Source organism: Sphingomonas eleionomae (assembly GCF_049889035.1).
Classification (GTDB): domain Bacteria; phylum Pseudomonadota; class Alphaproteobacteria; order Sphingomonadales; family Sphingomonadaceae; genus Sphingomonas.
In genome coordinates, this window is the sequence record NZ_JBLTWP010000001.1 from 807838 (window position 1) to 828297 (window position 20460).

A 20460-nucleotide genomic window follows, 5' to 3' on the forward strand; every position below is an offset into this window, starting at 1 on the left:
CTTTCAGGCATCCTCTCCTAAAACTTGTCACAGGCCGCTTCTTCGTGAGGCGGCCTATTTTTTTATCCAAGCTGGCGGCGGATCGTCGCGCGGATCGTCTTTCCGTATGGGGGCTTCAGCCCGGCGAGCTTGGCGACGTCCAACCTCGATTGCTTCAGGATGGCGCGGGCGTGGCTGAATGTCCGGAACCCGTCCAGGCCATGATAGGCCCCCATCCCCGATGGCCCGATGCCGCCAAAGGGAAGATCCTCCATCGACACGTGCAGCACCACATCGTCCAGTGTCACGCCGCCGGAAATAGTGCGATCCAGCACGCGCCGCCGCTCTGCAACGTCCGGCCCGAAATAATAGAGGCCCAGCGGCCGGTCGCGCCGGTTCACCTCGGCAATCGCGTCATCAATGGCGGCATAGGTGCGTACCGGCAGGATCGGACCGAAAATCTCTTCCTGCATCACGGTCATCGCATCGGTTGCGCCGCGTACAATGTGGAGCGGCATCTTGCGGCTGTTGCTGGCCCCGAAATCCTCATTGGCGGGATTGACCGTCTCGATCCGCGCGCCCTTTGCCCGGGCATCGTCCAGCCATTCGGTCAGGCGCTGATGGTGCCGGTCGTTGATGATCGCGGTATAATCCGGATTGTCGATCAACCGGGCATACATGGCGCTGGCCGCAGCCTTCAGGCCATCAACGGCGGCCTGTTCCTGATCCTCGCGCACCAGCAGATAATCGGGGGCAAGACAGATCTGTCCGGCATTCAGCATCTTGCCGATCGTCACCCGCTCGGTCGCCCGCGCCATGTCGACGCCCTTGCCGAAAATGACGGGCGATTTGCCGCCCAGCTCCAGCGTGACGGGGGTCAGGTTATCGGCGGCGGCGTGCAGGATGTGGCGGCCGATCCCTGTCGCGCCGGTAAAGATCAGGTGGTCAAAGGGCAGCGCGGCGAATGCCTTGCCCACATCCGGCCCGCCGGACACAAAGGCCAGCTCCTCGGCCGCGAAATAGCGGGGACAGACCGCCTCGAACAGCGCCGCCGTCGCGGGCGTGAACTCGCTGGTCTTGACCATCGCCCGGTTACCGGCGGCCAGGATCCCGGCCAGCGGGGCAATGCACAGCTGCACCGGAAAGTTCCAGGGCGAAATGACGCCGACCACGCCCTTTGGCTGATATTCCACCCAGGCGCGGGCACCGAGCAGGCCGAGCGGGAACTGCACCTTTCGCGGGTCGGGCCGTGCCCAGCGGTCGAGCGATTTAAGCGCATGGCCAAGCGGCGCAACCGATGCGACGATATCGGTCAGCATGGACTGATCCCGGCTGCGATGCCCGAAATCCTCCGACAGCGCGTCGCAGAACGCATCAGCATTGTCGCGGATCATGGCGATGGCGCGGGTCAGCCGGTCCTTGCGGACCCCAAGCGATACGGGCATTTCGGCCTGAAACGCCGTGCGCTGGGCCGCCAGCAGTGCCGTCAGGTCGCTCATCGCCAGCCCTCCTCTTTTTTCCGTTTCGATTTGCTATCGGATAGCGTCGATCATCCAGATGGGGAATGCCGAAAGCGCCAGCAATGCCCCAAAGGGCAAGCGGCTGCCCGAATGGACATTCCGCCCGCTGACCAGCATCGCCAGCACGACGATCAACCCGATGATGCACGCGCCGAGCAGAACCAAGGGCAGCGCCTGCCACCCCAGCCACAGGCCGATCGCGCCGAACAATTTGGGATCCCCGCCGCCAAGCCCCATGCGGCCGCGCGCCCGCCGATAGCCCTGCGCCACTGCCCATAATGCGACAAAGCCGGCAACGCCGCCGATCGCGCGATCGATCAGCGGCGGGTCCAGCCCGACAAGTCCCGCACCCAGCCCAATCATGGCCAGCGCGCCGGTGCCCCAATCGGGCAGCCAGAACGCCGCGACATCCAGGCTGGCCAGCAGCAACAGCATCCAGCCAAAGACCGCGCCAGCCGCCCCGTCCATCCCCGGTGCCTCCATCCCCGCAATCACGCCGATCAGCATGGCCAGCGCCTCGATCAGCGGATGAATCCAGCTGATCCGCCCGCTGCACCGGCGGCATCGCCCGCGCAGCCACGGGAAACCGATCAGCGGGATCAGTTCGACCGGGCCAAGCGTCGCTGCACAGTGATCGCATGCCGACCGACCAGCCATGGGTGAGCGTCCGGCGGGCCAGCGGATCGCCGCGGTCGCAATGAAGCTGCCGAACACCAGGCCCAGCAATCCCAGTCCGAACGGCCATATCCAGTCCAGTTCAGCCATCGGCATCGGCGGCTTTCCGGATTAGGTACCGGTAGACCCCGAAGATATTGATCGCCAGCAGGACGCCGTTCTGCGTGCCGAGCGCAGGATCGCCGGCCAGCACCGACACCGTGATCCAGGCGATGGACGAGGCCACGAAAATGACGAACCCCCATCCCGTCACGCGCCGCCCGCTGTCCAGCGACACCATCAGCGCGGCGATCACGCCACTGGCGGTCGCAATCCATTTGATCGCCTCGACAAAGGGGCCGTCCATCGTAATCTCCCTGTCAGCGGCCGCCTTTGCATATCTGCCGCCGCGCGCCTAGTTTGCTGTTTTCGCCATCTGCCCGGCACCTTGTCCTGCCGGGCCGCTACATCAACGCCGGAGCGCACCAATGTCTTCCGATCCGATCGTTATTCTTTCTGTCGCGCGCACGCCGATGGGCAGTTTCCAAGGCAGCCTGTCCGGGACCAGCGCGACGGCGCTGGGCGCGACGGCCGTCGGTGCGGCCGTGGAGCGTGCCGGCCTGTCGGGTGCGGCGGTGGAGCGCATCTATATGGGCTGTGTCCTGCCCGCCGGCCTTGGCCAGGCACCGGCACGCCAGGCGGCACTGGGGGCCGGCCTGCCGCTGCATGTCGAGGCGACTACCGTGAACAAGATGTGCGGGTCTGGGATGCAGGCCGCAATCATGGCCGCCGAGACGCTGGGCGCCGGATCAGCCGATGTCATCGTCGCAGGCGGCATGGAGAGCATGACCAACGCCCCCTATCTGTCGATGACCCATCGTTCGGGCGCCCGCATCGGGCATGATGCGATGAAGGATCACATGTTTCTGGACGGGCTGGAGGACGCCTATGAGCCCGGCCGGCTGATGGGCAGCTTTGCCGAAGAGGCAGCACGCGATTACCAGTTCACGCGGGAAGATCAGGACGCCTATGCCATCGCATCGCTGGAACGCGCGCGGGCGGCTCAGGCATCGGGGGCGTTTCGTGCGGAGATCGTCCCGGTCGAGGTGAACGGGCGCAAAGGCGTAGTGACCGTCGATACCGACGAACAGCCGCTCAAGGCCGATTCGGCAAAGATCCCGACGCTGAAGCCCGCCTTTGCCCGTGACGGCACAATCACGGCCGCCAATGCTTCGTCCATTTCGGACGGCGCAGCCGCGCTGGTGATGACGCGGGCCAGCGTGGCCGACCGGCTGGGCCTGGACCCCGTCGCCCGGATCGTATCCCATGCTGCGCACGCCCATGCCCCCGCCCGGTTCACGACCGCACCCGTCGATGCGATGCGCAAGGCGCTGGACAAGGCGGGGTGGCAGACCGGCGATGTCGACCTGTTCGAAGTGAACGAAGCTTTTGCCGTCGTTGCGATGATCGCGATGCGCGACCTGTCGCTGGATCACACCGTGGTCAATGTCCATGGCGGCGCATGCGCGCTGGGTCATCCCATCGGTGCGTCGGGCGCGCGCATCCTGGCCACGCTGATCTCTGCCCTGCGCCGCAATGGTCAGAAGCGCGGCCTGGCATCGCTGTGCATCGGCGGCGGCGAGGCAACGGCGATGGCGGTGGAGCTGATGAACTGATCCGCCGTCGATCGGACCCGGCGCAGACGGATCAATCGACCGTCAGAACGTCTCGCCGGGATCGACGCCCCACAGCTTTGCCTGTTCGACATAGCCGCCGCGGCCATTCACATCGAGATAGCACCAGCTGCCGCGGCACTTGCTGACCTTGCCCACGACGCCGCGCTGGGCACGCCACGACACACGGGCGGTCGTGCTGGCCGATGCGCGCAATTCGGCGACATCGGCCGTGACCATGGCCGTCCGGCTGGCGCTCAACAGGGATGAGAATACCCAGCCCTGCGTGCCGCCCGGATCCTCGACCTTTCGCCAATCCTTGTAGATGGCGACGACGCGGACGGGTAGGTTTCTGCGGACGTAAAGCCAGCTGGCCGGATAATTCTGCCCCGGCCCGGTCCGCATCCGCGCCTCCTGCGCCGCGATGGACGCGTAATAGGGGGTTTCCCTGCGCTGCGCCTCGGCAACGCCGGCTGACAAGGCCAGCGCGGCAACCATGGCTGCGGCCATCCGCCTGTCGATCCGCATTCCGTTCACGCCCCCTCTTCCCCGCAACCGGTCGCTCAGTCGCCAGTCAGGATGCGGTCGACCAACTGCTTTACCGACGGCACGAAACCATTGGAGTAAAAGGGGTCACGCTTGAACTTGTAGGCCGCATGGCCAGCGAACATCAGGTTGCGGTCGGTTTCCCCGCCATGGGCGATGTCCTGCAACGTCTTCTGGATGCAGAAGCTGCGCGGATCGGCCAGGCGACCCGTCGAATTGGTCTCTGTATCGGCCCAGCTGGAAAAGCTGCACTGCGACAGGCAGCCCATGCAATCCGCCTGATCCTTCCGGATTTCCTGCTTTTCGGCGGGCGTGACAAACACCAGCGTGTTGTCGGGCGTTTTCAGCGCATCGGTGAAGCCCTGGCCGAACCATTCCCGCGCGCGGAGAAGATCGCCGCGCGTCACCCAGAAATTCTTGCCCTTTACCCCCACGTCCAGCTGGAAGGTGTGATCCCCCGCTGCCTGTGTGGAAAAGGGGATCTGGCGTTCCGAACGCGCTTCCAGATTACGCAGGAACGGATTGCGGACGGCCGAGGAATAAAAGCCGGTCGGCGAGAAGCGGTGAAGCAGCACATCGCCCTCCTCGATCTCCATCAGCTTCTGCTTCCATGCCTCAGGAATCGGGCTTTCCTTGGTCAGCAGCGGGCGCGTACCGAACTGAAAGGCGATCTGACCCAGTTCAGGATTGTCGATCCAGTCGTTCCAGTCGCGCAGGTGCCAGACGCCGCCAGCCATCACGATCGGCACGTCGTCGGAAATCCCGCCCTCGCGCATCGTTTCGCGCAGCGCCTGCACGCGGGGATAGGGATCCTGCGGCGCGCGCGGATCCTCTGCGTTGGACAGGCCGTTATGCCCGCCGGCCAGCCAGGGGTCTTCATAGACCACGGCCGACAACAGCTCTGCCGCCTTGGAATAGGCGCGCTTCCACAACGCGCGGAACGCCCGGCCGGATGACACGATCGGCAGGTAGGACACGTTGTAATGCGCGGCAATTTCCGACAGCTTGTAGGGCATTCCCGCGCCGCACGTGACCCCGGCCACCATGCCGCGCGTCCGTTCCAGAACGCCGTGCAGCACCCGCTGAGCACCGCCCATTTCCCACAGGACGTTGATGTTGATCGCGCCCTTGCCCCCCGCAAGTTCCCATGCGCGCTGCACCTGTTGAACCGCGCCTTCGATGGCGTATTCGATCAGCTCCTCATGCCGTTCGCGGCGCGTGAGCGCGCGGTAGACCTGAGGGATGATGCGCCCTTCGGCATCATAGCTGTCTGCGTTGACGGCGGAGACGGTACCGATGCCGCCCGCCGCGGCCCATGCCCCGGCGCTGGCATGATTGGTGGCGGCGACGCCCTTTCCCCCTTCGATCAGCGGCCACACTTCCTGGCCGTTATAGATGATCGGCTTCAAACCCTTGAACACTCTGCCTCCGGTACAGCAAACAACCTTCCCCGCCCCGTCACTAGCGGATGCCGCGCAAGAGGGCGAGCATTTCCTTGACGCGTGCTGCTGGGGCAACACGCATGACCGGCGTCAGCCCAATATTCCGGGCCTGCCCATCGCGCCGGCATAGAGCGCGGCATAGGCCGCAATCATCCGGTCTTCATCGAACAGCGCCCGCGCCTGCGCCTGATTGGCGGCACCGATCCGGCGGCGCGCATCGGCATCCAGCGCCATCACCTGAATCCGGTCGCGCAGATGCACCGGATTGTGGTCGATGCTGATCAGCGGTTCGTTTTCCGGCGCCACCATCCGGGCGATGTCGCCGACCGGCGTCGATACGACCGGCAGGCCGGCGGCCATCGCCTCCATCACCGCGATCGGCTGCTGCTCGCTGCGGGAGGACAGGGCGAAAATGTCGAACAGGCCCATATAGCGCCAGGGGTCGGGCAGAAATCCGGGCAGGTGGACCATATCGTCCATGCCGTTCAGTTCGGCCGCATCCATGATCGCCGGGCGTTCAGGCCCTTCTCCGACGATCACCAGCCGGACCCGGGCATGGACGACGCCGGCCACCGCACGGACCAGCATCGGCAGGTCCTTGACCGGCCGCATTCCGGCCAGCGTGCCCACCACCACCTCGTCGGCGCGGCGGACGAATCCGGGAATAGCTTTTGCCGAACACGCCTGTGCATAGCGGGCGACGGGAATGCCGTTGGCGATGCGATGCACCCGCATTGCCGGCTGTTTCCAGGTGCCGAGCGCGATCTTTTCCAGGATGTGGCTGGGCACCACTAGCGCATGGGCAGCGCCAAGGGCAAAGCGGCGATAGACATTGCGGATCGGGTTGAGGCCGCTTGCCTCGTCCTCGTTGAACCCGTCCTCATGATGCACCACCGGCGGTGTCCCCTTCGGAAACACGCGCTTGGCCATCACCCCGTCGATCGCACCCCAGTTATAGGTCAGCACCAGGTCGAACCGGCGCATGAAGCGGGCAATCGCCTCATAGCGAGCAACCGAAGGCTTGCCCGTCAGGGGGGGCGGATCCTGAGCAACCTCGTACCGCACGCCCTTGGGGATTGCAGCGCGGGCGCCCAGCGCATCGGGCACGCCCGAAACGATGGTGTGGCGTGCTCGGTCGCCGAATGCGGCCATCAGCCGAACGGCGCGCGCTTCCTTGCCGCCAAGGTCGAAACTGGAATGAAGATGCAGGATATGAACGGGCTGGGCCATGCGCGCGGCTAGACGGTGCCGGTGATCCGGGTCAACAGCGCATCGATCGCGGCCACCGCCTCCGGCTCGTCCAGCGTCGGGGTATGGCCGACATCCGGCACGGTGACCGCTATTGCTCCGGGCAGCCGTTCCGCCATGCGCCGCTGGGCATCGGCGCCCAGAATGTCGGACAGCGCCCCGCGCAGCACCAGCACCGGCACATCGCCCAGCGCGTCATAGGCGCCCCACATATCGGGTCCGGCCTCATTCCCTGGCACGCGGAACGGCTCTGCGATCTTCATGTCGTAATCCAGGACAATGCGCCCCTGACTGTTCAGCCGGAACAGGCGCTTGGCCATCGTCAGCCATTGGGGGATGTCATACCGGGGATAGATGTCGCGATTCGCATCGGCCAGCGCGCGGGCGGCGTGAATCCAGGTGGGATGCCAGACGGCCCGGCCGACATAACCGCGAATCCGGGAAAGCCCCGCTGCCTCCAGTTCCGGACCAACGTCATTCAGCATCGCGCCGACAATCCGCCCCCGCTCCGCCGTGGCCAGCAGCATGGTCAGGATGCCGCCCAGCGAGGTGCCAAACAGGATCATCCGGTCCAGCCCCAGTTCGCCGATCAGGGCATCCAGGTCCTGAAGATAGGTGAGCGGGACATAGGTCATCGGATCGCGGGCATAGGCGCTTTCGCCCCGGCCGCGCAGGTCGACGGCGATGATGCGCCATTCCCCCGCCAGCCGGGCAGCCAATCCTTCGAAATCACGGGCATTGCGGGTCAGGCCCGGAATGCAAAGGATCACCGGCCGGTCGGCACGCCCCGGATAGTCGCGATAATGCAGGCGCAATCCGTCCTTTGACCACCAATAGCCATCGACATAGGCCGGGGCCTGGCCGCCATGTTCCGTGACCGGGTTGTTTCGATCCGCCATCTCCCCCCATATCCACGGATGACCATTGCGCCGCAAGCCGCCATCGTGCCGCCCCGCCCGTCCCGCTATCATGCCGATCCGCAATTCCTGACGCTGGGCGAGGGATTTGCCGATCCCGTCCATGCCGCCGCCTTTCCACAGGCCATCGTGCGGTTCAGGAACGATCGCTGGGCCGATGCGGTCGGCCTGGCCGGCCTGGATGATGCCGAATGGACCCAGCATTTCGGGCAGTTTCGCCCGTTGCCCAATAATCTGCCGCAGCCGCTGGCCCTGCGGTATCACGGGCATCAGTTCCGCGTGTACAACCCGGAAATCGGCGATGGTCGCGGCTTTCTGTTCGCCCAGCTGCGCGATGGTGCGAACCGCTTGCTCGACCTTGGCACCAAGGGATCGGGGCGCACGCCTTATAGCCGGTTCGGGGACGGGCGACTGACGCTGAAAGGCGGGGTTCGCGAGGTGCTGGCCACCGAAATGCTGGAGGCGCAGGGCGTCGATACCTCCAAAAGCTTTTCCCTGGTCGAAACGGGCGAGGCGCTGGAGCGCAATGACGAGCCCTCCCCCACTCGGTCCGCCGTGCTGGTGCGGTTGAGCCACGGGCATATCCGGATCGGGATGTTCCAGCGGCTGGCGCATGAGCGCGATGCCGAGCGGATGCTGAAGCTGACCCGATATGTCCTGGCGACCTATTTCGGGGAAGCGCCGGGCGATGCGCCGGCCGCCCGCCTGCTGGCGCTGGTTGTGCAGCGGACGGCCCGGATGGCAGCCAGTTTCATGGCGTCGGGATTTGTTCACGGCGTGCTGAATTCGGACAATATCAATGTCACGGGCGAAAGTTTCGATTACGGGCCATGGCGCTGGACGCCGCAATGGGACCCCGGCTTTACCGCCGCCTATTTCGATCATGCGGGCCTGTATGCCTTTGGCCGCCAGCCAGAGGCGATCCATTGGGACGCCATGCAGCTGGCCGTCGCGCTGCGGACGATCAGCGAGGCACCGCCCCTGATCGAGGCGCTGGAACAATTTCCTGAGGCGTATCAGGAGGCGATCGCCGCCGGCTTCCTGTGGCGGCTGGGGCTGAAATCGGGCGACCTGTCGGGCGACATTGCCCTGGTCGAAGCGGCCGAGGGGGCACTGCGGGAATCGGGCATCGGGATCGACCGGTTCTTTTTCGACGGGTTCGGCGGCACGTTGCCGGACAGCTATGCCGCGCCGTTCGATCCGGTCAGGGCTGCCCTAGCCGGTCGCGCTCCCCGCAAGCAGCGCGATCATCCCTATTGGTCGGACGCCGCACCCTGTTCGATGCTGATCGACGAGGTCGAGGCAATCTGGGCCGCGATTGACCGGGACGACGACTGGGAACCGTTCAACCGGAAGATCGCGGCCATCCGGCGGATGGGCCAGGCGCTGGCATGACGTCACCGGGCATGAAAGCGAGGTGTGGCGCACGCCGCCGATTTCTGGCAAGCGCAACGCCGGCAAGGGGTTGGATGCGACACGGATGAGCGCCAAGATCGTTTCTTTTGAGCCAGCGACCGGGGCGGCTCTGTGGGAAGGTGAAATCGGCAGTGCCGATGCCGAAGTTGCTGCCGCGCGACAGGGCTGGGCCGCCTGGGCGGCGCGCCCCGTCACCTATCGCATCGAAACGCTGCGGCGCTTCGCCAATGTGGTGCGATCGCGGCACGAGGCGTTTGCCGATCTGATCTCGCGCGAAACGGGCAAGCCCCTGTGGGAAGCGCGGACCGAAGTCGATACGGTCATCGCCAAGGTCGATATTTCCGTCACCGCCTATTCCGACCGGACCGGCCAGCGCCGGATCGAACAGGCGATGGGCGGCCGGCTAGCGGTGCGGCACAAGCCGCATGGCGTGCTTGCGGTGCTTGGCCCGTACAATTTCCCGGCGCATCTGCCGAACGGCCACATCGTCCCCGCTCTGATCGCCGGCAATGCCGTCGTGTTCAAACCATCGGAGAAGACCCCGGCGACCGGCGCATTCCTGATCGACTGCTACCGCGAGGCGGGGGTGCCGGAGGCGTGCGTGCGGCTGCTGATCGGCGGGCCGGACGAGGGGCGGGCCCTTTCTGCCCATCCGGATATCGACGGCCTGTTGTTCACCGGATCGGCGCGAACGGGCATTGCGCTGAACCGTCAGTTTGCCGAGCGGCCGGAGAAAATCCTGGCGCTGGAAATGGGCGGCAACAATCCGATCGTCGTGTTCGACACGCCCGACCTTTATTCCGCAGCGGTATTGGTGGTGCAATCGGCCTTTACCTCCGCCGGGCAGCGTTGCACGGCGGGCCGGCGCCTGATCGTCGATCAGAAGCTCTATGATCCGCTGATGACCGAAATCGACCGGCTTGCCGGACGGCTGATCTTCGGCGAGCCGCATTCCGACCCGCAGCCCTTTATGGGCCCGGTGATCGACAATGACGCCGCCGATATGCTGCAGGAGAACTTTTTGTCGCTGCTGACGCGCGGCGGAAAGCCGGTGCGCTACCTTGAGCGGCCAATGGACGACCGGCCATTCCTGTCGCCCGCGATCATCGACATGACGGACGCCGCCGACCGCCCGGATGTCGAATTGTTCGGCCCGATCCTGCAGGTATCGCGCGCCGACAGTTTCGAGGCCGCGATCCGGGAGGCGAACGCGACCCGCTATGGCCTGTCCGCCACGCTGATCAGCCAGAACCCCGCCCTGTACGACCAGTTCTGGGCAAATATCCGGGCGGGCATCATCAACTGGAACCGGCCGACCAATGGCGCATCCTCAGCCGCGCCCTTTGGCGGTATCGGATGGTCCGGCAATCATCGCCCCAGCGCCTATTACGCCGCGGATTACTGTGCCTATCCGGTGGTGTCGTCGGAGGTGGATCAGGCGCGGGCATCGATCGGCATAGGCCTGCGCGACGGTTAAGGCATAGCTGGGCTAAACCCGGTCAAAGCAACCTTGCGTTGCGGAATGCCTCGCCCAAACGCATCTCGCAGCGATGGAAAGCAACGCTCCCAAGCGGTTGAACCACGATGGTGTTGGCCAGGTGATCCTGGTCGGAGCAGGTCCGGGCGATCCGGACCTGCTGACCATTGCTGCGTATCGCGCACTGACCACCGCCAGCATCGTCGTGCATGACGGCCTGGTCGGTGGCGGCATCATGGCGTTGATCCCCGAAACGGCGCGCAGGATCAGCGTCGCCAAGCAGCGTTCTCGTCACGCCCTGCCACAGGAGGGGATCAACGCCCTGCTCGTCTCGCTGGCAAAGGACGGTCATGATGTCGTTCGGCTGAAGGGCGGGGACCCGTTCATCTTTGGTCGCGGCGGCGAGGAATTGGCCGAGCTTCATGCCGCAGGCGTTCCCGTTAGGGTCATTCCGGGCATTTCGGCGGCCATCGGCGGCGCGGCAGAGGCACTGTTGCCACTGACGCACCGCGATCACGCAAGCGCCGTGACCTTTGTTGCCGGGCAATGCCGCGGCCTGTCGGATCAGGACTGGTCCGGGCTTGCGGGCAAGGGGCGGACGCTGGTCATCTATATGGGCGTTGCGACCGCCACGGACATTACGGAAAAACTGATTGCGGACGGCGTGTCGCCGGGCATTCCCGTTGCGGTGATCGAACGGGCGACACGGCCCGACCGCCGCGTGCTGCGCACGCTGCTGACTGACCTGGGCGACATGATCGTGCGGGAAGGCGTGGCCAGCCCCGCGATCATTGTGGTGGGCGAAGTCGCTGCGCTTGCCCGCGCGACGGAAGCGCTGCACCAACTGGCCAATCAAGCGGAGACGATTGCGTGAAATTGCTGACCGGAAACGACCTGGCATCGGGCGATGTGATCTGGTGGACCGGATCGGGCTGGTCGCGCCATGTCGCCGACGCGGTGGACGTCGCGACAGAGGGCGAGGCCGTGCTGAACGCCGAACAAAGCGCCCGCCGGGTCAACGCCGGCTATCTGATCGACGCGGTCGAAACGCCCGACGGCCCCCGACCCGCGCATATCAAGGACCGGATCCGGGCGCTTGGCCCGACGGTGCGCCTTGACCTTAGCCTTTCGCCGGACGCCGATCTGGCAGCGGTGGTGAAATGAAAATCCGCAATCCGGCATGTGCCGGCGCGACGAGGTAAGCGATGTACAAGTACGACCAGTATGACCAGGCGATCGTCGATGCGCGGGTTGCCGAATTCCGGGATCAGGTGCGCCGCCGCCTTGCCGGAGAGATTACCGAGGATCAGTTCAAGCCGCTCCGCCTGATGAACGGCCTGTATCTTCAGCTGCATGCCTATATGCTGCGCGTGGCCGTCCCCTATGGCACGATGGACAGCCGCCAGATGCGGATGCTGGGGCACATCGCGCGGAAATATGACCGCGGATACGGCCATTTCACCACACGCCAGAATATTCAGTACAACTGGATAAAGCTGGAGGATGCGCCCGATATCCTCGCCGATCTGGCCAGTGTCGAGATGCACGCCATCCAGACCAGCGGTAACTGCATCCGCAACATTTCGTCCGACCAGTTTGCCGGTGCTGCTGCCGATGAGGTGACGGATCCGCGGCCATGGGCCGAACTGCTCCGCCAGTGGAGCACGTTCCACCCCGAATTCAGCTATCTGCCGCGCAAGTTCAAGATCGCGGTCATCGCATCGCCCACCGACCGGGCGGCAATGCGCCTGCACGATATCGGCATCGAGATTGTCGAGCGGAACGGCGAGCATGGCGCCCGGGTGTTCGTGGGCGGCGGCATGGGCCGAACCCCGATGATCGCGCCGGAGATCAAGGGTTTCGTGCCGCTGGCCGACCTGCTCAGCTATCTTGAGGCGTGCCTGCGCGTCTACAACCGCTATGGCCGGCGCGACAATATCTACAAGGCGCGGATCAAGATCCTGGTCCACGAAATCGGCGCTGACGAATATCGCCGTCAGGTGGAGGACGAGTTTGTCGCGGTGAAGGCGCTGGGGATCGACCCGCCACAGGCCGAGTTCGATCGCATTGCCGCCTATTTCGCCCCGCCCGCGTTCGAGCAGGGGCTGACCGATACGCTGGACCGGACCGATCCCGATTTCGCGGTTTGGGTGGACCAGAATGTCGGCGCGCACAAACAGCCCGGCTATGCCGTCGTCACGATCAGCCTGAAGCCCGCAGGTGGCATCCCGGGCGATGCGACCGCCGATCAGATCGATGTGATGGCCGCCCTTGCCGAACGCTACAGCTTTGACGAGCTGCGCGTTACGCACAGCCAGAACATCGTGCTGCCGCATGTGCGCAAGAGCGACCTTCAGGCGCTCTGGCAGGCGCTGACCGAGGCGGGGCTGGCTGAGCCCAACCTCGACCTGATCAGCGACATCATCGCCTGCCCCGGTCTGGATTACTGCTCGCTTGCCAATGCCCGGTCGATCCCCGTAGCGCAGAAAATCGCTGCGCGATTTGCGGATATCGGTCGTCAGCGCGAATTGGGCGAACTGAAGCTGAAGATTTCGGGCTGCATCAATGCCTGTGGGCATCACCATGCCGGGCATATCGGCATTCTGGGCGTCGACCGGAAAGGCGTCGAGAATTACCAGCTGCTGCTGGGCGGATCGGGTGCCGAGGATGTCAGCTTGGCGGCGATCACCGGGCCGGGTTTCGACGAAGATGGCATCGTCGATGCCGTTGAGAAAGTGACTGACGTCTATCTGCGCGACCGAGTTGAGGGCGAACGTTTCGTCGACACCTATCGCCGCGTCGGCATGGCCCCGTTCAAGGAAGCGCTTTATGGTTGAGCCCATCCGTTTCCGCGACGAAGCGGCCGTGCAGCAGACGCCCGTTCCGCTGGACGCCTTCCTCGGCGAATCCAATGCCAACGCCGTTCGGATCGAGCCGGGCGAGGACGCGCGTGCCCTGATCCCGCATCTTGGCCGGCTGGCGCTGGTCGAGGTGGCGTTTCCCACGTTCCGCGACGGGCGCGGCTATTCGTCTGCCCGCATCCTTCGCGAGGCTGGCTATGCCGGCGAATTGCGTGCCGAAGGCGACGTTCTGATCGATCAGGTCAATTTCATGCGCCGCTGCGGGTTCGACAGCTTTGCCCCGCGCGCGCCGATCGACCCCGCCGTGCTCGATCATGCGCTGACCGTCTATCCTGCGGTGTATCAGGCAGCGGCCGACCCCGCCGTGCCGGTGTGGAAACTACGCCATGGCTAAATCCGTTGCCACCCGCCCCATTGACCGGATCGACACCGCGCCGCGGTTCACGGCGGCGGATGCGCATCGGTTGAACAACCTGTTCCGGGGCACCGACACGCTGGAGATGCTGCGCACCGTGCTGGGTGAGCGGATGCTGGGCGATGTTGCCGTGGTTTCTTCTTTCGGCGCGGAATCGGCCGTGCTGCTGGACCTGATCGCGCGGGTCGATCCTGCGACGCCGGTCATCTTCCTTGAGACGCTGAAGCATTTTCCGGAGACGCTCGCCTATCGCGACACGCTGGTCGCGCACCTCGGCCTGACGGACCTGCGCATCATTCAGCCCGATCCGGAAACGCTGGCGAAAAAGGACGAAAGCGGCCTTCGCTGGTCCTATGACCCGGATGGCTGCTGCGAGATTCGAAAGGTGATCCCGCTGGCCCGGGCGCTGGCCGATTTCGATGCCAGTATCACCGGGCGAAAGGCGTTTCAGGCATCGACGCGAGCGGCCCTGCCCCGGTTCGAACTGGACGCATCGGACACGCAGGGCCGGATCAAGTTCAACCCGCTGGTCACATGGACGTCGGCGGATTTACAGGCCTATCTGACCGAACATGACCTGCCCCGGCATCCGCTGGTCGAACAAGGTTATCCGTCGATCGGCTGCGCGCCGTGCACCGCGCGTGTCGCCCCTGGCGAAGATCCGCGATCGGGGCGCTGGTCCGGCTGGGACAAGACGGAATGCGGCATCCACCTGCCCGTGCCCGACGGCGACCCTGAACAGCCCAGCTTCTGATCCGGGCGCGGCTTACTCGCCGCTACCCGAATAGCCGGGGCCGTCATAATCGCTGAACTTGGTGATGTTCGATTCAAAGCGCAGCATGACGCGGCCGGTGGAACCATGGCGCTGCTTTGCCACGATCAGTTCGGCAAGGCCGTGGACCCGTGCCATATGTTCGGCCCAGGCATTGTGTTTGTCATCGCCCGGCTCGCCCGGTTCGCGCATCGCGACGTAGTAATCCTCGCGATAGACGAACCAGACCATGTCGGCGTCCTGTTCGATCGAGCCCGATTCGCGCAGATCCGACAGCTGAGGCCGCTTGTCCTCGCGGCTTTCGACCGCACGGCTCAGCTGGGACAGGGCAATGACCGGCACGTTCATTTCCTTGGCCAGCGTCTTCAGCCCGCGGCTGATTTCAGAAATTTCCTGAACCCGGTTGTCGCCCGAATTGCGGCCCGACCCCTGAAGCAGCTGAAGATAGTCGACGACGATCAGGCCAAGCTGAAAGTTCAGTTTCGATTGCAACCGGCGCACGCGGGTGTGGAGACCGGAAATAGTCAGGCCCGCCGTGTCATCGATATAGAGCGGCAGATTGGCCAGATCGACCGACGCATCGGCCAGCTTTGCGAACTCCAGCTTGCCGATGTTGCCCATGCGCAGGTCTTCGGAATTGATCCCGGACTGTTCGGCAAGAATACGCATCGCCAGCTGATCGGCCGACATTTCCAGGCTGAAAAACGCAACCTTCGCCCCGGCCGACTTTGACGGTTCGATGCCGCGCCGCTCGTCCTCCATCCACCGATGCGCCGCGTTGAACGCGATGTTGGTGGCAAGCGACGTCTTGCCCATGCCGGGACGACCGGCCAGGATGATCAAGTCCGACCGCTGAAGCCCGCCCGTCCGGGAATTGACCGAATCGAACCCCGTGGTGATGCCGGACAGGCCGCCCCCGGCGTTACGAGCGCGGGTGATCAGGTCGATGGCCGCATTGCTGGCCGCGCTGAACGATTTTACCGTCTGCAGCGCCGTGCCCTCGCCCGCGACGCCGAACAGGGCGGCCTCGGCCTCCTCGATCTGCTTGCGGGGGTCGACGCTCTCGCTGGTGTCCATCGCGCGATCGACAAGGCCGCGCCCAACCTGAACCAGCGCGCGCAGCATGGCTAGGTCCTTGATCTGCTTGGCGAACTGCTTGGCCCCGATCAGCGCCGCGCCGCTGCCGGTCAGCTGGGCCAGATAGCCCGGACCGCCCAGTTGCGCCATGCCTGGGTCATCGGCGAACAGCGGCCGCATCGTCACCGGATTGGCCAGCATGGAATCCCGGCGCAGGCCGGCGATCCGTTCAAAAATGCGGGCGTGGACAGGCTCGAAGAAATGCTGCCCCTCCAGCATTTCGATGATGTCGTCGGCCAGACTGTTGTCGATCATCATCGCACCGAGCAGCGCAGCCTCCGCCTCCACATTCTGGGGCAGGCGCGGCGCATCGGCGGCGGGGCGAACGGGGGAATCGATATCGGCCATGGGATATCCTTTAGACTGCCGCCACGCTGGCTCAAGCACCCTGCCCTGTGGAACACAGGCAAAACCCGCGATTGATTTTGCGCGCCGATCGCGGCACGGACAATGCCCCATGGCGGACCCGCGCATCATCGATATCACGCTGGACGAGCGAACGATCCTGTGGCGCAGTGCCGAGATCGAGCAGGAGCGGCGTATCGCCATGCTTGACCTGATGGAATCGAACCATTTCCGCCCTGCCCGCGCCTATCCCGACCAGTATGCGGGACCGTTCCGGATTGCGCTCCGGGTCGAGGACGGGCGGCTGGCCATCGAAATTCAGCGGACCGATGGGACGATGCTGGAAATGATCCTGCTCGGCCTCGCGCGGTTCCGACGGATTATCCGCGATTATTTCGCCATCTGCGACAGCTACTACAAGGCGCTGCGCAGCGCGAGCCCGGACCAGATCGAAACCGTCGACATGGCCCGACGCGGCATCCACAATCAGGGCGCGGAACTGCTGATCGAGCGGCTGACCGACAAAATCGAGATTGATTTTGATACCGCGCGCCGCCTGTTCACGCTGATCTGCGTCCTGCACATCCGGGCATAGGGCCGATGACGGGGGGACAGCTTCACTGGCGGCGTTGGGCGCTGATCCTGGCTGTGCTGGCGGTGCTGCTCGCCGCATTGGTCGTCTGGATCGCGGTTGCCCGCTGGCATCCGTCGGCCAGGGATTTTCCAGTTCAGGGCGTCGCTGTCGACGCAGCCAATGGCGAGGTAGACTGGTTCGCCGCGCGCACCGACGACGTCGCCTTTGCCTATGTGCTGGCCACCAGCGGCGCGGGGGAGCGGGATCCGATGTTCGACCGCAACTGGCGCGGCCTGTTCGACGCCGGCATCCGCCGCGGCGCGATCCACCGATTTTCGCTGTGCCAGCCTGCAGCCGAACAGGCAGCGTTGTTCATCAGCACGGTGCCCCGCACCGCAGATAAGCTGCCCGCGATGCTGGTAATCGACAGTTCCGCCGCCTGCCCGGCTCCGGTTGATCGCACCGCGGCGATCGCGGCGATCCGCGAGTTCCTTACCCTGGCCGAGGCGCATGAGGGCACGCCGATGCTGCTCGCGATCAGCCCGGACGCCGAATCCGACTATTCGATTAGTGCGGCGATCGAGCGGCCGCTGGTCGGGCAGCGACTGCTGATTGAGCCGGGCTATCTTTCCCGGCCCTGGCAGATCTGGCAAGCGAGCGACCTGCGCCGGATCGCGGGCGCGAAAGGGACTGTTCGCTGGCTGGTGGTTGCGCCATGACAGGCCCGATGACCAACGCAAGCATTGACCCCGAACAGCTGATTGCCGCCGCCCGGACCGCAGCCGAACACGCCCATGCGCCCTATTCCGGCTTTGCCGTCGGCGCGGCGCTGGCGATGACCGACGGGTCGATCGTCACCGGTAGCAACTTTGAAAATGCCAGCTATGGCCTGTCGCTGTGCGCGGAAACCGTTGCGACGGCCAAGGCATCGAGCGAGGGACGGCTGGGGCAGGTCGTGGCCGTCGGCATTGTAGGCGGCATGATTGCCGGCGGCGGCACAGCCCCGATCCGGCCGTGCGGACGGTGCCGTCAGGTGCTGAACGAAGCGGCGCAGATGGGCGGGCGCGACCTGGCCGTCTATTGTTCCGGGCTGACCGGCGGCGCGATCGAGCAACACCGGCTGTCCGATCTTCTTCCCCATGCCTTTGGGCCGGCCGATCTGGGGATCGGTCTTGCCCCGACAGCGGAGCAATCATGACCATCCTGTCCGACATCTGGATCCGCGAACAGGCCCAGCGGCACGGCATGATCGAGCCGTTTGTCGAAGGGCAGCGGCGCGAAGGCTGCATCAGCTATGGCCTGTCCAGCTATGGCTATGACGCGCGCGTGGCGGACGAATTCAAAATCTTCACCAATGTCGACAGCGCGGTCGTCGATCCGAAGAACTTCGACGCCAACAGCTTTGTCGATCGCAAGACCGATGTGTGCGTCATCCCGCCCAACAGCTTTGCCCTGGCGCGAACCGTGGAATATTTCCGCGTCCCACGGGACGTGCTGGTCATCTGCCTTGGCAAATCGACCTATGCGCGCTGCGGGATCATCGTGAATGTCACGCCGCTCGAGCCCGAATGGGAAGGGCATGTGACCCTGGAATTCTCCAACACGACTCCCCTGCCCGCCCGCATCTATGCGAACGAAGGGGCGTGCCAGTTCCTGTTCCTGAAGGGCGATCAGGCCTGCGAGACGAGCTATGCCGACCGCGCGGGCAAATATATGGGGCAGCGCGGCGTCACCCTGCCTCGACTGTAAACGGCGTGCCGCCCTCCCGCTGACGTAGCCGGAGGACGGATCGCTACGGTTGGGTCAGCGGGAGGCGACGGCCTGGCGCTCCGGCTTGTTCGCCATGGCAATGCCGCGCGCCGCAATGGCGTGCGCGGTGGTAACGCGCCCCCGCGTCAATTCCATGTCGGCATTCGGGCCGGCCAGTACGGCATCATACAGCTTGCGGGCTTCGGCATAGCGGCCGGTCTGCACCATGATCGCCGCCAGGTTCAGCTTGATTTCCGGGCTGTCGGGATTGAACTGTGCCTCACGCAGCAGCGCGCGTTCAGCGCCGGCGTAATCACCCTCGATGATGCTGTCATGCGCCGCCGGCACCGCGGCGTTCTGCGCGGCAACCGGCGCGGCCAGCGCCAGCGCGAATACGGCCGCCGGGGCGAACAATGAACTGCGAACCATGGCCATCCTTCCCGTCATTACGTTTTGATGGCGCAAGCATGACAGTTTGATGACTCCCTGCCAAGCAAAATGTCATCAAGGTGTAACATATGCACTTTGAAGGCCCGGCGAATCGCTGCGTGGCGCGGCCAGGTGTCTTCGGTACGGACAGCGCAGTCAGCGCGAGCGGCAGGCGGCGGGCTCAACCGAGCGAAACGACGTAAGGCGATCCGCCTGACGCCGCAGCGAACCCATGTACGGCAAAAAAAAGAGGCGCCCGAAGGCGCCTCTTGATCCGTTCTGTCGAAGTCAGCCGATCAGAAATCGTTGCGATACTGTTCGTTGCCGACAAAGCCGAGCTTGGTGACGTTGGCGCGCTTGATGATCGCCAGCACTTCATCGACCTTTTCATACCGGGCCGAGGCATCCGGCTGGAAATGCAGTTCCGGTTCGGGCTGCATCCCCTTGGTCTGCTCCAGATAGGTCGACAGCGTCGCCTCGTCGATCGGCGTGCCGTTCCACAGAATGGTACCGGCGGGATCGATGACGATCTTGTTCTTCTGCGAATCAATCTGCTCGCGGCGATCATTGGGATCGGGCTGCGGCAGGTCGATCTTCACCGCATGGGTCTGCGGCGGGATCGTGATGATCAGCATGATCAGCAGCACCAGCATGACGTCGATCAGCGGCGTCGTGTTGATCTCCATCATCGGATCGCTGGAACTTGCGTTCCCTGTGCTCATCGCCATGGGATCGTCTCCTTACTGGGCACTGGCGCCGACGGGCGGCTGCGAAATGAAGCCGACCTTCGGGAAACCAGCCGACTGCATGGTGTAGATGGTGCCCCCGATGCAGCGATAGGGTGTGTTCACGTCGCCGCGAATGTGCACTTCCGGCAATTCCAGATTGGGATTGCCCTTGCCACCTTGCTTTTCGACCTCAGCCTCCAGCGACTTGACCGCGCGGTCGAGCAATTCCTTGCTGTCGACGCGGGTCTGCAGCCAGTAGACCTCGCACCCCGACCCATCGGGCGCGCCGCGAACGGCGAGCAGCACGTTTTCCGGCTTGGTCAGCGTCGGCTCGAACGCCGTCTTGGGCAGCTGGAGTTCAACCGACTGGATCGCAACCGGGATCGCGATGAGGAAGATGATGAGGAGCACGAGCATCACGTCCACCAGGGGGGTGGTGTTGATGTCGGACATCGGCGCGCTTTCGTCGCCTCCGCCTACACTCATTGCCATTTAACGTTTCCTATCCTGATCGCATCGGCGCCCGGGCGCCGCGGCGATACCGGGGCAGACCAGGATCGGCGCTGCCCCGGCGTTTC

At 64.7% G+C, this 20460-nt stretch carries 23 protein-coding genes; 12 read left to right on the plus strand and 11 right to left on the minus strand.

All coding sequences use genetic code 11. From position 1 onward, the window contains the following. Positions 1–62 precede the first annotated feature (62 nt). Genes ACNI3Q_RS03655 through ACNI3Q_RS03665 form a run of 3 tightly spaced genes read right to left on the minus strand, consistent with a single transcriptional unit; the run spans position 63 to position 2520 of the window. Complete coding sequence (locus ACNI3Q_RS03655) at positions 63–1478, minus strand: coniferyl aldehyde dehydrogenase (RefSeq protein ID WP_426274052.1); 1416 nt, start codon at positions 1476–1478, stop codon at positions 63–65. 33 nt (positions 1479–1511) lie between these two features. Next, on the minus strand, positions 1512–2264 hold the full coding sequence (locus tag ACNI3Q_RS03660; protein WP_426274053.1) for a prepilin peptidase: 753 nt from the start codon (positions 2262–2264) through the stop codon (positions 1512–1514). Further along, positions 2257–2520 carry a hypothetical protein gene (locus ACNI3Q_RS03665; RefSeq protein ID WP_426274054.1) on the minus strand — a complete coding sequence of 88 codons (264 nt, stop codon included), beginning with the start codon at positions 2518–2520 and terminating at the stop codon, positions 2257–2259. The genes ACNI3Q_RS03660 and ACNI3Q_RS03665 overlap by 8 nt, the downstream gene beginning before the upstream one ends. Positions 2521–2641: 121 nt before the next feature. On the opposite strand from ACNI3Q_RS03665, the gene ACNI3Q_RS03670 reads away from it, so the two are divergent. Further along, a complete protein-coding gene (locus tag ACNI3Q_RS03670) occupies positions 2642–3829 on the plus strand; it encodes an acetyl-CoA C-acyltransferase (protein ID WP_426274055.1) in 1188 nt (395 codons plus the stop codon). Positions 3830–3871: 42 nt separating this feature from the next. On the opposite strand, the gene ACNI3Q_RS03675 is transcribed toward ACNI3Q_RS03670, so the two are convergent. The 4 genes from ACNI3Q_RS03675 to ACNI3Q_RS03690 form a co-directional block, all read right to left on the minus strand. Continuing rightward, the gene (locus ACNI3Q_RS03675) at positions 3872–4336 is read right to left on the minus strand and encodes an SH3 domain-containing protein (RefSeq protein ID WP_426274056.1); all 465 of its coding nucleotides are present in this window, start codon (positions 4334–4336) and stop codon (positions 3872–3874) included. A 53-nt stretch (positions 4337–4389) separates the two neighbouring features. Further along, positions 4390–5793: an NAD(P)H-dependent flavin oxidoreductase gene (locus ACNI3Q_RS03680; protein ID WP_426274057.1), complete on the minus strand. Its 1404-nt coding sequence runs from the start codon at positions 5791–5793 to the stop codon at positions 4390–4392. Between the two features lie 111 nt (positions 5794–5904). Further along, positions 5905–7044 carry a glycosyltransferase gene (locus ACNI3Q_RS03685; protein WP_426274058.1) on the minus strand — a complete coding sequence of 380 codons (1140 nt, stop codon included), beginning with the start codon at positions 7042–7044 and terminating at the stop codon, positions 5905–5907. An 8-nt stretch (positions 7045–7052) separates the two neighbouring features. Further along, on the minus strand, positions 7053–7961 hold the full coding sequence (locus ACNI3Q_RS03690; RefSeq protein WP_426274059.1) for an alpha/beta fold hydrolase: 909 nt from the start codon (positions 7959–7961) through the stop codon (positions 7053–7055). Positions 7962–7979: 18 nt separating this feature from the next. Between ACNI3Q_RS03690 and ACNI3Q_RS03695 the strand changes: the two genes are divergently transcribed. The 7 genes from ACNI3Q_RS03695 (at position 7980) to ACNI3Q_RS03725 (ending at position 14902) form a co-directional block, all read left to right on the plus strand. Beyond that, on the plus strand, positions 7980–9374 hold the full coding sequence (locus ACNI3Q_RS03695; RefSeq protein ID WP_426274060.1) for a protein adenylyltransferase SelO family protein: 1395 nt from the start codon (positions 7980–7982) through the stop codon (positions 9372–9374). A gap of 85 nt (positions 9375–9459) precedes the next feature. Further along, entirely contained in the window at positions 9460–10872 is a 1413-nt protein-coding gene (gene astD, locus ACNI3Q_RS03700; RefSeq protein WP_426274061.1) for a succinylglutamate-semialdehyde dehydrogenase, read from the plus strand. Between the two features lie 73 nt (positions 10873–10945). Further along, positions 10946–11746 carry a uroporphyrinogen-III C-methyltransferase gene (gene cobA, locus ACNI3Q_RS03705; protein ID WP_426274062.1) on the plus strand — a complete coding sequence of 267 codons (801 nt, stop codon included), beginning with the start codon at positions 10946–10948 and terminating at the stop codon, positions 11744–11746. Then, positions 11743–12036, plus strand: a complete 294-nt coding sequence (locus ACNI3Q_RS03710) for a DUF2849 domain-containing protein (RefSeq protein ID WP_426274063.1) — start codon at positions 11743–11745, stop codon at positions 12034–12036. Before cobA ends, ACNI3Q_RS03710 begins: the two co-directional genes overlap by 4 nt. A gap of 41 nt (positions 12037–12077) precedes the next feature. Beyond that, the gene (locus ACNI3Q_RS03715; RefSeq protein ID WP_426274064.1) at positions 12078–13709 is read left to right on the plus strand and encodes a nitrite/sulfite reductase; all 1632 of its coding nucleotides are present in this window, start codon (positions 12078–12080) and stop codon (positions 13707–13709) included. Further along, complete coding sequence (locus ACNI3Q_RS03720) at positions 13702–14127, plus strand: DUF934 domain-containing protein (RefSeq protein ID WP_426274065.1); 426 nt, start codon at positions 13702–13704, stop codon at positions 14125–14127. Before ACNI3Q_RS03715 ends, ACNI3Q_RS03720 begins: the two co-directional genes overlap by 8 nt. After that, complete coding sequence (locus ACNI3Q_RS03725; RefSeq protein ID WP_426274066.1) at positions 14120–14902, plus strand: phosphoadenylyl-sulfate reductase; 783 nt, start codon at positions 14120–14122, stop codon at positions 14900–14902. The genes ACNI3Q_RS03720 and ACNI3Q_RS03725 overlap by 8 nt, the downstream gene beginning before the upstream one ends. A 12-nt stretch (positions 14903–14914) precedes the next feature. Here ACNI3Q_RS03725 and ACNI3Q_RS03730 read toward each other — a convergent pair whose 3' ends face one another. Next, positions 14915–16405, minus strand: coding sequence for a replicative DNA helicase (locus tag ACNI3Q_RS03730; protein WP_426274067.1), 1491 nt, complete (start codon positions 16403–16405; stop codon positions 14915–14917). Positions 16406–16514: 109 nt separating this feature from the next. Here ACNI3Q_RS03730 and ACNI3Q_RS03735 point away from each other — a divergent pair, with 109 nt between their 5' ends. Genes ACNI3Q_RS03735 through dcd form a run of 4 tightly spaced genes read left to right on the plus strand, consistent with a single transcriptional unit; the run spans position 16515 to position 18725 of the window. Then, positions 16515–16997, plus strand: a complete 483-nt coding sequence (locus tag ACNI3Q_RS03735) for a UPF0262 family protein (RefSeq protein WP_426274068.1) — start codon at positions 16515–16517, stop codon at positions 16995–16997. Positions 16998–17002: 5 nt separating this feature from the next. Beyond that, positions 17003–17695 carry a GH25 family lysozyme gene (locus tag ACNI3Q_RS03740; protein ID WP_426274069.1) on the plus strand — a complete coding sequence of 231 codons (693 nt, stop codon included), beginning with the start codon at positions 17003–17005 and terminating at the stop codon, positions 17693–17695. 8 nt (positions 17696–17703) lie between these two features. Then, entirely contained in the window at positions 17704–18174 is a 471-nt protein-coding gene (locus ACNI3Q_RS03745; protein ID WP_426274070.1) for a cytidine deaminase, read from the plus strand. Further along, the gene (dcd, locus tag ACNI3Q_RS03750) at positions 18171–18725 is read left to right on the plus strand and encodes a dCTP deaminase (RefSeq protein ID WP_426274071.1); all 555 of its coding nucleotides are present in this window, start codon (positions 18171–18173) and stop codon (positions 18723–18725) included. The genes ACNI3Q_RS03745 and dcd overlap by 4 nt, the downstream gene beginning before the upstream one ends. 54 nt (positions 18726–18779) lie before the next feature. On the opposite strand, the gene ACNI3Q_RS03755 is transcribed toward dcd, so the two are convergent. The 3 genes from ACNI3Q_RS03755 to ACNI3Q_RS03765 all read right to left on the minus strand — a co-directional run bounded on the left by ACNI3Q_RS03755 (position 18780) and on the right by ACNI3Q_RS03765 (position 20374). Continuing rightward, a complete protein-coding gene (locus ACNI3Q_RS03755) occupies positions 18780–19154 on the minus strand; it encodes a tetratricopeptide repeat protein (RefSeq protein ID WP_426274072.1) in 375 nt (124 codons plus the stop codon). Between the two features lie 296 nt (positions 19155–19450). Then, complete coding sequence (locus ACNI3Q_RS03760; protein ID WP_260019276.1) at positions 19451–19882, minus strand: ExbD/TolR family protein; 432 nt, start codon at positions 19880–19882, stop codon at positions 19451–19453. A 12-nt stretch (positions 19883–19894) separates the two neighbouring features. Continuing rightward, complete coding sequence (locus ACNI3Q_RS03765) at positions 19895–20374, minus strand: ExbD/TolR family protein (RefSeq protein ID WP_260019275.1); 480 nt, start codon at positions 20372–20374, stop codon at positions 19895–19897. Positions 20375–20460 lie beyond the last annotated feature (86 nt).

Bases quoted from the DNA above. Each gene is read 5' to 3' on its own strand.
- ACNI3Q_RS03655 (WP_426274052.1), bottom strand. From the start codon at position 1,478: ATGAGCGACCTGACGGCACTGCTGGCGGCCCAGCGCACGGCGTTTCAG.
- ACNI3Q_RS03660 (WP_426274053.1), bottom strand. From the start codon at position 2,264: ATGGCTGAACTGGACTGGATATGGCCGTTCGGACTGGGATTGCTGGGC.
- ACNI3Q_RS03665 (WP_426274054.1), bottom strand. From the start codon at position 2,520: ATGGACGGCCCCTTTGTCGAGGCGATCAAATGGATTGCGACCGCCAGT.
- ACNI3Q_RS03670 (WP_426274055.1), top strand. From the start codon at position 2,642: ATGTCTTCCGATCCGATCGTTATTCTTTCTGTCGCGCGCACGCCGATG.
- ACNI3Q_RS03675 (WP_426274056.1), bottom strand. From the start codon at position 4,336: ATGGCCGCAGCCATGGTTGCCGCGCTGGCCTTGTCAGCCGGCGTTGCC.
- ACNI3Q_RS03685 (WP_426274058.1), bottom strand. From the start codon at position 7,044: ATGGCCCAGCCCGTTCATATCCTGCATCTTCATTCCAGTTTCGACCTT.
- ACNI3Q_RS03690 (WP_426274059.1), bottom strand. From the start codon at position 7,961: ATGGCGGATCGAAACAACCCGGTCACGGAACATGGCGGCCAGGCCCCG.
- ACNI3Q_RS03695 (WP_426274060.1), top strand. From the start codon at position 7,980: ATGACCATTGCGCCGCAAGCCGCCATCGTGCCGCCCCGCCCGTCCCGC.
- astD (WP_426274061.1), top strand. From the start codon at position 9,460: ATGAGCGCCAAGATCGTTTCTTTTGAGCCAGCGACCGGGGCGGCTCTG.
- cobA (WP_426274062.1), top strand. From the start codon at position 10,946: ATGGAAAGCAACGCTCCCAAGCGGTTGAACCACGATGGTGTTGGCCAG.
- ACNI3Q_RS03715 (WP_426274064.1), top strand. From the start codon at position 12,078: ATGTACAAGTACGACCAGTATGACCAGGCGATCGTCGATGCGCGGGTT.
- ACNI3Q_RS03720 (WP_426274065.1), top strand. From the start codon at position 13,702: ATGGTTGAGCCCATCCGTTTCCGCGACGAAGCGGCCGTGCAGCAGACG.
- ACNI3Q_RS03725 (WP_426274066.1), top strand. From the start codon at position 14,120: ATGGCTAAATCCGTTGCCACCCGCCCCATTGACCGGATCGACACCGCG.
- ACNI3Q_RS03730 (WP_426274067.1), bottom strand. From the start codon at position 16,405: ATGGCCGATATCGATTCCCCCGTTCGCCCCGCCGCCGATGCGCCGCGC.
- ACNI3Q_RS03735 (WP_426274068.1), top strand. From the start codon at position 16,515: ATGGCGGACCCGCGCATCATCGATATCACGCTGGACGAGCGAACGATC.
- ACNI3Q_RS03740 (WP_426274069.1), top strand. From the start codon at position 17,003: ATGACGGGGGGACAGCTTCACTGGCGGCGTTGGGCGCTGATCCTGGCT.
- ACNI3Q_RS03745 (WP_426274070.1), top strand. From the start codon at position 17,704: ATGACCAACGCAAGCATTGACCCCGAACAGCTGATTGCCGCCGCCCGG.
- dcd (WP_426274071.1), top strand. From the start codon at position 18,171: ATGACCATCCTGTCCGACATCTGGATCCGCGAACAGGCCCAGCGGCAC.
- ACNI3Q_RS03755 (WP_426274072.1), bottom strand. From the start codon at position 19,154: ATGGTTCGCAGTTCATTGTTCGCCCCGGCGGCCGTATTCGCGCTGGCG.
- ACNI3Q_RS03760 (WP_260019276.1), bottom strand. From the start codon at position 19,882: ATGGCGATGAGCACAGGGAACGCAAGTTCCAGCGATCCGATGATGGAG.
- ACNI3Q_RS03765 (WP_260019275.1), bottom strand. From the start codon at position 20,374: ATGGCAATGAGTGTAGGCGGAGGCGACGAAAGCGCGCCGATGTCCGAC.